Genomic DNA, 10,778 nt, shown 5'->3' on the forward strand with positions numbered 1-10,778 from the left:
TAATCAGATCAAAGAAATAAAAATTAAACTGATAGTGTATAACATAAACAAAAAAGTTGTAGAAATAATTTGCATAAAATTAAGGATTTCTACAGAGCCATTACTTCTAATTGCTTTATTACTTTTGGAGCTCCTGGTAAACACTCCTGAATCAAAAAGCCTGAAGCTCCCGAGCAGGAAAGGAGAGTCAGGAAAAGCCTTCTTCAAACACCGATACCCCAAGCCTTTCCAGAATTTTACCCAGCCGAAAAAGAGGAAGTCCAACCACATTAAAGAAATCCCCCTCAACTTTTTCCACCAGCACCGCCCCTTTTCCCTGAGCTGCAAAAGCCCCTGCTTTATCCAGAGGTTCTCCCGTCCTTACGTAAGCTGAAATCTGTTCTTTACTTATGTTAGCCATCCAGACGTTTGTTGACTCGGATTCACTGATTTCCTGCGCGCTGTCAAGGTCCAGAACCGTGAGTCCGGTTATAACCTGAATCTTCTTTCCACTTAACTTTTCCAGCATTTCCTTAGCTTTTTCCGGCAGGTGCGGTTTTCCCAGGATTTCTCCATTATAGAGCACCGACGTATCAGCAGAGATTACAATCCCGGAATCGAAGTGTTTTGCCACATCCCTGGCTTTTTCAACGGAATGCTTCAGAAGAAGCTCTTCAGGGTTCATACCCGGCTGAGGAGGTTCTTCATAAGAACTTGGACAAACAACAAAATTGTCCCCGATCAGCTGTTTAAGCAGTTCTTTTCGCCTTGGGGATGCGGACGCGAGAATTATCCTGCGCATGGGGAAAAAATCTGGACGGATAGGATATATTTGTATGGATGGAATGGGAGAAATTAAAAAATAAGAGGAGAAGTGCCGGTTATCCCCGGGCACTTTTAAAAAACTTTCTTACGTTATACAGTTCCTCAGGTTTTCCCAGGAGGATACAGGCATCATTTTCCTGAAGAAGGAAGTCCCCGGCTGGAGTAGAGATCATATTTGAACGCCTGCGAACCGAAAGTACAGTTACTCCATGCTTTTTCCTGAACTCCAGGTCTGCAAGGGTTTTTCCGTCGAAATCAGAGCCTCTGCCCACTTTAAGGACCTGAATATCGATTCCCGGAAGCCCGTCCTTTATGCTGAACCCGCTGTCAACGCCTGTGTCAACAACAAGTTTTCGCAATCTCCTGTAACCGTTAGCCCTCACATCATCGACCATTTTTTCGATGTCTTCCCTGGGGACAAGATATTTTTCAAGCAGGCGGACAAAGATCTCTACTGAAGTTTCGTATTCTTCCGGGATTATTTCATCTGCGCCCAGTGTATTGAGCCGCTTCATTTCCTGCAGGTCGTGTACCTTTGCAATGATGCAGATGTTAGGGTTCAGCTCCTTTGCCTTCTCTACTATTTTCCTTGTAGCATCTGCGTCGGAGATACCAATTACAAGGACTCTTGCATTCTTTATTCCCGCATGTTCCAGTACAGCCCCAAATACTGCATCTCCATATTGTATTCGTTCCCCTTTCATCGTTTCCTGCTTAACAATTTCAGGGTTTGATTCTACAATAATATATGGGATGTCTGCGGTTTTTGCTGCATTTGAGATTGTCTTCCCGGAAAAACCAAATCCTACGACTATAAGGTGGTCTTTCATGTCAGGCTCGACATTTTCTTTCTCTTCAAAGGATTCGGAGTACAACCCTTTTACCAGTTTCATACCGAAATCAGTGCCAGATACCTTCTTGATAAGAAAGTCAGCAGGTTTGTAAGAAGCATTAATCAAAAAGGGTGTAACTCCCATAGTAACGATTGAAACTGCCAGAAATGCCTGGTAAGTCTCCTCTGTAAGAAGAGAGTATTCCAGCCCCAGCCTCGAAAGGACAAAGGAGAATTCTCCTACCTGTGAAAGTGCGAGTCCTGTAAGTATAGTTGTACGGAGCGGGTATCCCAGGAGGAAGGTTATAGCGATCCCTGCTACTGCTTTTATAAGAATAAGGGCAACTGCTGCAAGGATAAGAAGAGGGAGATTATCAAGAAGATAACTGATATTAAGAAGCATACCTATGGACACGAAAAAAAAACTCATGAACATGTCTTTCAAAGGTAAGATATTACCCATTGCCTGCTGGCTGTACTGGGACCCGGATATAACGATCCCGGCTAAAAAGGCTCCGAGAGCTAGAGACAGCCCGATACTGGAAGTAAAGACTGCTGCGGATAAGCAGATGAAAACAACACTCACAAGAAAGAGTTGTTTGCTACCTGTCCTGCCTACATGGTAAAATATCCAGGGAACCAGAAATTTGGCGCTCAGGATAAAAACCAGTATAACGAGGGAACCTTTGAAGAACATACTCTGAAGGGCTCCATCAAAACTCACAGAACTTCCTGCAAGTATAGGAGTGATCAGGATCAGAGGTACGATAGCCAGGTCCTGAAAGATCAGAATTGCAAGCGATGTTTTTCCCTGGGGAGTATAGACTTCATTTCGGTCCTGAAAAACTTTGAGTACTATCGCGGTACTGCTAAGTGAAATTAAGAAACCGAGAAAAGTAGAGGTAGCAGGACTAAAACCGAGATATGAGCATACAATAAGAACTATCGCGGTCGTTAAGAGAATCTGGAGAGAACCCCCGACCATTACGGCCGTTTTCATTTTCCAGAGTTCTTTTAAAGAGAGGTCAACTCCTATCGTAAAAAGCAAAAAGACAACCCCGAGCTCGGAATTCAGGTCTACATTCTGCCCACCGTTAAGAATTCCAAGCCCATAAGGCCCGATCAGCATTCCGGTTACAAGAAAGCCCATCACCGGAGGGACTTCAAATTTGGAAAATATGGTAAGGATGAAGATGGCAAAGCCAAGAATGACATCAACATGTGCCAGTACAGAGAATTCCATTTCGTTTTGCGCCTCTGGAAATCAGAACAAAGATAGATTAAAATTTCTGTAAGTGAAGTTTCTTGAATCTTTAAGGGACGTAATAGCTCGGAGTGTAGATGAAACACTTAACTCATTATGAAACACTTATGCTCACCTGTCCAGTAAATAATTTATACTGTAGATAAACAAATATTTATCAAGAGATATAGTGTTTACGATAGGATATTGGGTATATAAATATTTGTGATTGTTCTCATTAGCAGGTGAAATTAGAAGAGAAAAAATGTAGCAACCTGGTTTAAAAAAAGAGATGAAGATTAATAATTTAAAAATGTTTGGGCACAAAAGAGTATAGAAGTTTGTGAATAGGCCCGGTCCGTTCATCAGTCAAGAAATATCAATTGTTGCCTGACTGATTGCCTGACTGATTGCCTGACTGATTGCCTGACTGATTGCTTGACTGATTGCTTGACTGTGTTTAAGCTTATCATAATTTAAATCTACGATATTTTAGTCCACCATACTTTTTGGGTTTACCACACCTTCGGGACCAGCCTGTCCGTTCTTTTTACATAATCTCTGTACCCTTTCACTTCCCGTATTAAGACTTCTTCTTCGAGCTTCAACCTGTATAAGAACAGGAAGATAAGTACTGCCGATATGCTGAGGGAATAGTAAGCATTGAGGATAAGAGGAATTCCTGCAGCCTGTATTATGTTTCCTGCATAAGCCGGATGCCTGATGAATTTATAGGGACCGTTTTCGATAAGCTCATGGCTGTCCTTGATCTCTATATGGACAGAGAAGTATTTACCAAGTGTCCATATACCCCAGGCCCGGAGAACCGTCCCAATTACTGTCAGCACTGCTCCTGTAATTATAACGGCAAAGTTGTACCGCGGAAAAAGGCTGTATTCGAGAGCCGGGACAATTAACAGCAGCCACCAGAAGAATAAAAGCAGGTGGCGAGTCCATTTATTTGACTGTGTTCCTGAAAGGTCCGAGCCTTTGTATGCGAATTTTTCTGCCCGCAGATAGAATACAAGGACTCCTACGTAAAGATAGACCGGCAGATGGTTTAAAGAGCCCCAACTTTTGTCCATTCTAATCCAGGTTGCAGCCGCCAGTAAAAGCATAAAGATGCTTATAACCCAGCTTATCCGGTCTTTTTTCCTGCTATTTTTCCCTATCATTTACATGCTTAATCGAAATGATTGTTTTTTAATTTTTCCTGGATGTATAGCGTCTCAGCGCGTGTTGACCGCCGGTTTTCCGGCCTGCTTAACTTACGACAGGGTGTCCTGCCGCTATCCATTCATTGATTCCGCCTTCCATGTTATAAACACCAGTGTAGCCGGCATCAACCAGTATCTGGCTTGCAGCAGCACTTCTGCGCCCACTCCTGCAGTAAACCAGTATTTTTTTGCCTTTCGGAACTTCGCTTATCCGGGCTTCAAGCAGCTGATCAGGGCTCAAATTCGATCCGCCGGAATTCGTAACAGGAATCAGGGTTGCCCCTTCGATATGCGATTCGTTGAACTCGGCAGGAGTGCGGACGTCAAGCACGAAAATATCGCCATTTTCAATCAACTCCTTTGCTTCGTCCACGTTCACGGTTTCAAACCCGAAAGGACTGTCTTCCTCTTGCATTGTAAAAATTAGTAAGATTACCAAAAACAGGAAAAAAAGAGCACCAAAATACATTAAACTTTTTTTATTCAGGCAGATTCCTCCATTACTGCGTTTAACATCTGGAAGAGTAGTTGGGTACGTATTTTATCAAATGCTATCTTTATATAGAAATTGCTTCTTGAATATAATTCTATTTACTTGCAAAAATTATAATCTGTTTTGGATATTTACCTGCTTTTGCAGCAGCCTTACCAGATGAATGGAACAAGCCGGTACCTTACTTTCTTTGTATATTCCTTATATCCTGAAAGCTCCTCGTAGAGCATCCGGTCTTCAAAGTAGGTACGGAAAACGAAAGCAAAAGCAAGTAACAGTGCAGGGATCAGCCCGTAAAAAGAGCCGATGATAAACGGTGCACAGCCGTAAAACAGAATCATCCCGGTATAGCCCGGATGCCGGACGATGGCGTAAGGCCCGGTGGAAACAACCGTATGTTCCCGGTCCTTCTGGATGCGGACCGTTGTCTCAAAAAACTTGTTTTCGACCATTGCCCACGCTACAAACAGCCAACCTGCGATGAACATTATCACGCCGACAGCCAGAAACTCCATCCCAGGGCTTGAAAGCTGAAACTTTCCCACATCGAGGCCACACACAATAAACATCAGGATAATAAGCAGGATGTAGAGTACCACAAAAATCCTGTCCCACCACTCCATATCCTCTCTGGTTATTTTGCTCCGTGCCCTGATGACCTCCGGGTTGAACTTGAGGAAAATAACCATATTGGAGAGCAATGAAACGGCATAAAGCCCGAAGAAAAACCATGCCCTGGGCAGGTCGGTCCGACCGGCAGAGAGAAAGAAAACCGCCACCATCAGGAATAAGCCTGTAAGGACCTGTACAGCCCTCCTGGAAAATGCCTTCCAGAATTCGGCGTCCTTTTCCACCATTTCAACCATGAAAATCCCCACCTGACCCCTTATGCCTTCAGCCAGGAAGCCTTGCCAGTTTCAGAAGTTTCAACTGAAAGCTCTTCCTGAGATCATTGGTTTTTGTCCCCTATTTACTCACTACGAAGGAATGACTTTTGATGCTCAAAAGGATTTTGATGACTAAGTTCAGGGCATGGCAGAAGGGAAATAAAAGAGAAATGAAATTAGAGAGAAGTGAGATCCGGCTGGCGCAGTTCTGGATGAATAACTTTAACTGTGAATATGTTAAATGAACCACTACTTTACGAAAAACGAAGGCAGAATGCCCGTCATTTCAATGATGGGTAGTTCACTGACAATTATCGGAGTTATTACATGGAAGATCTCAAACGGCTTTTTAAAAAAGATAAATTCGCTGCACATGCAGGAATAGAACTGCTGGAAGTTAACCCGGGATATGCAAAAGCAAGGATGGTAATCGAAGAAAAACATCTTAATGGTTTAAATATAGTTCAGGGAGGAGCATTGTTTACCCTTGCAGATCTTGCTTTTGCAGCAGCCTCAAACGCATACGGAATTGCTGCAGTTGGGATCAATGCAAACATTTCCTTTGTAAAAGCTACAACAAAAGGAACTCTCACAGCTGAAGCAAAGGAAACTTCAATAAACCCTAAAATTGCCACATATACTGTAAATATCACTGATGAAGAAGGAGACCTCGTGGCAATATTTCAGGGAATGGCCTATAGAAAAAAGTTTTCACTTGATTTTTCAGATGTTTGAAGCCCGAAAATTAAACGAAAATTAAAAATTCTGCAGTAAACAAAGATTAAATTAAACGTAAAAAACACTTAAAACCAAAAGTAAACAACGCTTAAAATTAAAATAATCATTTTTTTGCAGATTGAAGTTTTAAAAAAGCTTGGGATGCGACCGCCGGGATTCGAACCCGGGTTCTAAGCTTGGGAAGCTCAGGTCATAGCCACTAAACCACGGTCGCAAACTGTCTTAAGGAACTGCTGTGTACTCATCTCATGCATCTTTTAGATATTAAAGTTTTCGGTAAAAGGGACTAGATGTCGGAGAATACTGGTTTACCCCTCAATGGAAGTGAATCTCTGTTTCTGAAACTTGAGGGAGCAATGACGCGGTTTAAAGAGCTTGCAGAACTTATTGAGGAGGTTGAAAAGCTCACGTCCCATAAGAAAATCATAAGAGGATTGCTGAGTTTTTTTGGAACTCAAAGGGGACGAGATGAGGATAATCCGGAAATAGCCGAGTTATACGAGACTGGCATTAAATAACGGAAAGTTAACGTATTTTAAAACAACGTTCTATTTCCATAGATCAATACTTTTTTATGCAGTACCCGAGATAGTGGAAAACCTAATAAAGGAATAAAAGTTCAAATTGGTATTAAAATCGATTTAAACAAAAATCAGGCAAAAGGTTACAATAATGGTTTCAAAGGACCTCCCCTTCAACAAAGAAGATATCCTGAAAATAATGGAAAAATATCCCACCCCTTTTCATATTTACGATGAGAAAGCCATTCGGGAAAACGCCAGAAGAATGAAATCCGCCTTTAAAGACGTTCCCGGCTTCAAAGAGTTTTTTGCTGTAAAAGCTCTCCCTAACCCCTTCATCCTTAAGGTCCTCAAAGAAGAGGGTTTCGGGGCGGACTGCAGTTCCCTTCCCGAGCTGATCCTTGCGGAAAAAGCAGGGATGGCCGGCGACGATATTATGTTCAGTTCCAATGATACGCCGGCTGATGAGTTTGTAAAAGCAAAGGAAATGGGAGGCTACATCAACCTTGACGACATCAGCCACATCCCCTACCTGGAAAAGTATGCCGGACTTCCGGAAATAGTCTGCTTCAGGTACAACCCCGGCTCCCTGAAAGAAGGAAACGAACTCATCGGAAAGCCGGAAGAGGCAAAGTACGGTTTTACAAAGGAACAGATGTTTGAAGGGTACAGGATCCTCAGGGATAAAGGCGTAAAGCGCTTCGGAATGCACACAATGGTTGCCTCGAACGAACTGAATCCCGATTATTTCGCGGAAACCGCAAGGATTCTCTTCGAACTCATAGTTGAGATCTCAAAGGAACTTGGAATCCGTTTCGAATTCGTAAATCTCGGCGGAGGAATAGGCATCCCCTACAGGCCCGAGCAGGAGCAAGTCTCCCTGGAAACCATAGCAAAAGGCGTGAAAGAAGCCTACGACGCCACCATCACAGCTAACGGGCTCGCTCCACTCAAGGTCTACCTTGAATGCGGCAGGGTCATCACAGGCCCCTACGGCTATCTTGTCTCTCAGGTCAGGCACCTCAAAAGCACGTACAAGGACTATGTTGGGATGGACTCCTGCATGGCAAACCTCATGCGCCCTGGAATTTATGGGGCATACCACCACATAACCGTCCTCGGAAAAGAAAAGGCAGCTCCAGTCCACAAATACGACGTAACCGGCTCCCTCTGCGAAAACAACGACAAGTTTGCAATCGACAGGATGCTTCCCGAAATCGAAATAGGTGACGTCCTGGCAATCCACGACACCGGAGCCCACGGGCACGCCATGGGATTCAACTACAACGGAAAACTCCGCTCTGCCGAACTCCTGCTGAGAGAAGACGGAAGCGTTGTGCAGATCCGCAGGGCAGAGACCATCGAGGACTATTTTGCAACCCTTGATTTTGAGCAGTTGAAAGGTTTCAGATAACGGAATAAGGAAAATTGGAAGGCTCCTTAGCCTTCCTGCGTTCTTCTTTTTATTCAATTTTTTTCTACTGTACCATTCTCTAACCACGTTTACTTCTCTTTTTTCAGTACAATATGGCAGTGCAAAAACTTCTATGTCTTTGCCGCAACATGATCTGATCTCCCATCTTTGATCCAAACCTGGTCAGTATATGGAAGAAAAAGGAAGTCATGTTGAACTTCAAAGGGTAAGAGAATCTTGCAGAAAGACAAAAACCGAATACATGGACGCTGAAGGCAAAAATGTTTGGAAAATTTTAGCCTGATGGAAAAGCTCTTGTACAGATCTCTTGAATTTTTATTTAGATAAAAATCAAACTGCGTGCGGCCACCCCAACCTAAAGGATGGGGTATGCTGATGGGCCGCACGCCCGGTTACTCGGAAATGATTCACAGTGTCCTTTAACAAGGTTTCCTTGATCTAAGTTATTGAAACTCTGCTATCAAGCCCTGTCCGATTTCGGATAATTTTACAAAGAAGCAACGATTTAGATATTTAAATCAAAAACAAAAAGAGGCGAGGGTTCACTTCATCCCCGACCTTAAGGGCGGGGTATTCGTGACCCTCCGCACTCCCGATGTAATAAATTTAGACATTTATGCTTAGAGCTCTGCAGATTTGGATCAGAATTTAACACCATTTTCTTCGTCAACAAGACTGGATAAGAACCAGATAACCTTCAAACGTTCAGAATTACGGATTGCACAATATAGAATTTGAAATAATCAAACGCTAGCTAAAATCAAAAAATAATCATAAGACAGCTTGCCAGAAGATTTAGTCAGTAATATAATTTCCAAAAATATATCGTTGATGAGATTGATTCAAAAACGAGAATAACAGAAACACCATTGAGTGGGAAAAAATAGATTGGGGAAACTAAAATGAAAACTAAAAGAAATATAGCAATTTGTTTTGGGACTTTACTTATTTTGATGGGTGCATTTGCTTCTACTGCAGCAGCAGAAATAGTAGAAGTAGAAATGGAAGTGATGCCCGACATGTTTGTTCTGAGTGCGAACAGTCCCTGGTTAGAGCTGGATGTTAATGATCTCGGTCAAGAGGATTACCCATCTTTTGAGTATCTAAATGATACAGGCTATGCTGATCAACTAGGGTTGGAGATAACGAATATAAAGATAAGCAGTGCTTCCGGCGAGGTATTCAATGACACTGCAGTATATGACCGTTACGAGATCAAACGAAGTGAAACAACCTATGAATACGTTTTAGCCATTATGGTAGCCAGAGATGACGTGAATATGAATGCCGACTTTGCTGAAGATAATTCCGAACTTTTTGAGGCTGGAAATCTGGAATTTGAGGTAACAGGCATACTTACATACCCGGAAATTCCAGGGTACGCAGAATTGCAAGATTTAGAATTCACAGCAACAGATTCGGAGGTCAAGGTGAAATTTAAGGGAATTATGCCTGAGAATGCAGGCGGAAATGGGAAAAAGTCTGAGAATCCAGGCGGAAATGGAAAGCATGCAAAGAGATAAGGAATTCTTTCTGACTTGATTCAATATATGATAATCTAGTGGGGTGGATAACAGAAATGAGAACTGAAACTATGATAATATATATTGGCATTGCAATTGTCCTGATGGGGATGTCTGCAGTTCCTTCAGCAGCAGAGCCGGTAAATGTATGTATACTCGTGTCACCTGACACGATTATGCTGGATTCAAATTCTCCGATATTTGGCATAGAGACTGAGGTCTATGAGAATATCACAATTGCAGAAATAGCAGGTTTGGTAGATGGCACTCCTACTCAAGATGATATTGATGACCTGTTCCCTGATGCATATGAAGTTTCTGACATTTATGATTCTAACTCAGGTTCACAGGATATCACTTTGGGAGTCATTGTGAGTAGTGAATATGGAATTGTTGACTCATTTGGCCATCCTGTTGAAGGAGAAGTAGTAATTGATGTCGATACACGCAAACCCTATGAACTCAGCCCTCATACCGGCAGGTTTGTAATGCTGTATGAAAGGAGTGAAGTGTTTAATAAGGAAATTGGCTTTGATTCCGATGGTGATGCGGTGACTGTTGGTGACTATCTCGAGTATGCTTGTGGCGATGGGACGACCGGTCGTGTTCCATTCTTCATAAGTGGTACCTTTAATGATGGTGTGGACGATAGAGACTTCTATGGATATAATTATGCCGATGTGATGCACAAATCACAGAGTAAGGGCGGCGGTAAAGACGGCAACAAAGGAGGTAATGGAGGAGGAAGAACGGAAAACCCAGGTAATGGGAAAGGAAAGTCAAATAAATAAGAGAGAAGAGAAAAACAAGCAAAGATGTTAAAATGAAGAGATTTTTACAGAACGTCTTTGTTTAGAATTAGATGAAATTGAAGTGCTTTACTCAAGATAGTAAATTTCAGGTTGTACCTGCCCAGGCGCCTGAAACGTTCTATTTTTTCCTTTTTTGACTCGGTATTTAACCTGCTCACCTCTAATTTTGTCTTCTAAGTCTATCCTGTGAACTACCACTCAGCTAAAGACTGAGTGGCTTCTTGGTTCATTCCTCCCTCTATTGAGGGCAAGTCCCCAAGCTCTTCCCCGCGT

At 42.6% G+C, this 10,778-nt stretch carries 10 protein-coding genes and 1 tRNA gene; 5 read left to right on the forward strand and 6 right to left on the reverse strand.

The annotated features are described in order from the left end of the window. Nucleotides 1–187: 187 nt before the first annotated feature. The 5 genes from EO92_RS05845 to EO92_RS05865 all read right to left on the reverse strand — a co-directional run bounded on the left by EO92_RS05845 (nt 188) and on the right by EO92_RS05865 (nt 5,455). The gene (locus EO92_RS05845; RefSeq protein ID WP_048169992.1) at nt 188–781 is read right to left on the reverse strand and encodes a Maf family nucleotide pyrophosphatase; all 594 of its coding nucleotides are present in this window, start codon (nt 779–781) and stop codon (nt 188–190) included. Nucleotides 782–860: 79 nt separating this feature from the next. Continuing rightward, on the reverse strand, nt 861–2,879 hold the full coding sequence (locus EO92_RS05850; protein WP_048169994.1) for a cation:proton antiporter: 2,019 nt from the start codon (nt 2,877–2,879) through the stop codon (nt 861–863). 515 nt (nt 2,880–3,394) lie between these two features. Then, nucleotides 3,395–4,054, reverse strand: coding sequence for an isoprenylcysteine carboxylmethyltransferase family protein (locus tag EO92_RS16665; protein ID WP_052734276.1), 660 nt, complete (start codon nt 4,052–4,054; stop codon nt 3,395–3,397). 88 nt (nt 4,055–4,142) lie between these two features. Beyond that, the gene (locus EO92_RS05860) at nt 4,143–4,511 is read right to left on the reverse strand and encodes a rhodanese-like domain-containing protein (protein WP_235283207.1); all 369 of its coding nucleotides are present in this window, start codon (nt 4,509–4,511) and stop codon (nt 4,143–4,145) included. 230 nt (nt 4,512–4,741) lie between these two features. Further along, entirely contained in the window at nt 4,742–5,455 is a 714-nt protein-coding gene (locus tag EO92_RS05865; protein ID WP_052734277.1) for an isoprenylcysteine carboxylmethyltransferase family protein, read from the reverse strand. A gap of 348 nt (nt 5,456–5,803) precedes the next feature. On the opposite strand from EO92_RS05865, the gene EO92_RS05870 reads away from it, so the two are divergent. Then, on the forward strand, nt 5,804–6,211 hold the full coding sequence (locus EO92_RS05870) for a PaaI family thioesterase (RefSeq protein ID WP_048170000.1): 408 nt from the start codon (nt 5,804–5,806) through the stop codon (nt 6,209–6,211). Nucleotides 6,212–6,356: 145 nt separating this feature from the next. On the opposite strand, the gene EO92_RS05875 is transcribed toward EO92_RS05870, so the two are convergent. Then, nucleotides 6,357–6,428 (reverse strand) — tRNA-Gly (locus EO92_RS05875). A gap of 76 nt (nt 6,429–6,504) precedes the next feature. On the opposite strand from EO92_RS05875, the gene EO92_RS05880 reads away from it, so the two are divergent. The 4 genes from EO92_RS05880 (at nt 6,505) to EO92_RS05895 (ending at nt 10,484) form a co-directional block, all read left to right on the forward strand. Beyond that, nucleotides 6,505–6,732, forward strand: a complete 228-nt coding sequence (locus tag EO92_RS05880; RefSeq protein ID WP_048170002.1) for a hypothetical protein — start codon at nt 6,505–6,507, stop codon at nt 6,730–6,732. Between the two features lie 154 nt (nt 6,733–6,886). Then, a complete protein-coding gene (locus tag EO92_RS05885) occupies nt 6,887–8,149 on the forward strand; it encodes a diaminopimelate decarboxylase (protein WP_048170004.1) in 1,263 nt (420 codons plus the stop codon). A gap of 923 nt (nt 8,150–9,072) precedes the next feature. Further along, nucleotides 9,073–9,693: a hypothetical protein gene (locus EO92_RS05890; RefSeq protein ID WP_048170006.1), complete on the forward strand. Its 621-nt coding sequence runs from the start codon at nt 9,073–9,075 to the stop codon at nt 9,691–9,693. Between the two features lie 56 nt (nt 9,694–9,749). Continuing rightward, a complete protein-coding gene (locus EO92_RS05895) occupies nt 9,750–10,484 on the forward strand; it encodes a hypothetical protein (protein WP_048170008.1) in 735 nt (244 codons plus the stop codon). The last annotated feature ends 294 nt before the right edge of the window (nt 10,485–10,778 follow it).

This window comes from Methanosarcina sp. 2.H.A.1B.4 (assembly GCF_000979385.1).
GTDB lineage: Archaea > Halobacteriota > Methanosarcinia > Methanosarcinales > Methanosarcinaceae > Methanosarcina.

Bases quoted from the DNA above. Each gene is read 5' to 3' on its own strand.
- EO92_RS16665 (WP_052734276.1), bottom strand. From the start codon at position 4,054: ATGATAGGGAAAAATAGCAGGAAAAAAGACCGGATAAGCTGGGTTATA.
- EO92_RS05885 (WP_048170004.1), top strand. From the start codon at position 6,887: ATGGTTTCAAAGGACCTCCCCTTCAACAAAGAAGATATCCTGAAAATA.
- EO92_RS05870 (WP_048170000.1), top strand. From the start codon at position 5,804: ATGGAAGATCTCAAACGGCTTTTTAAAAAAGATAAATTCGCTGCACAT.
- EO92_RS05890 (WP_048170006.1), top strand. From the start codon at position 9,073: ATGAAAACTAAAAGAAATATAGCAATTTGTTTTGGGACTTTACTTATT.
- EO92_RS05845 (WP_048169992.1), bottom strand. From the start codon at position 781: ATGCGCAGGATAATTCTCGCGTCCGCATCCCCAAGGCGAAAAGAACTG.
- EO92_RS05860 (WP_235283207.1), bottom strand. From the start codon at position 4,511: ATGCAAGAGGAAGACAGTCCTTTCGGGTTTGAAACCGTGAACGTGGAC.
- EO92_RS05880 (WP_048170002.1), top strand. From the start codon at position 6,505: ATGTCGGAGAATACTGGTTTACCCCTCAATGGAAGTGAATCTCTGTTT.
- EO92_RS05850 (WP_048169994.1), bottom strand. From the start codon at position 2,879: ATGGAATTCTCTGTACTGGCACATGTTGATGTCATTCTTGGCTTTGCC.
- EO92_RS05895 (WP_048170008.1), top strand. From the start codon at position 9,750: ATGAGAACTGAAACTATGATAATATATATTGGCATTGCAATTGTCCTG.
- EO92_RS05865 (WP_052734277.1), bottom strand. From the start codon at position 5,455: ATGGTTGAAATGGTGGAAAAGGACGCCGAATTCTGGAAGGCATTTTCC.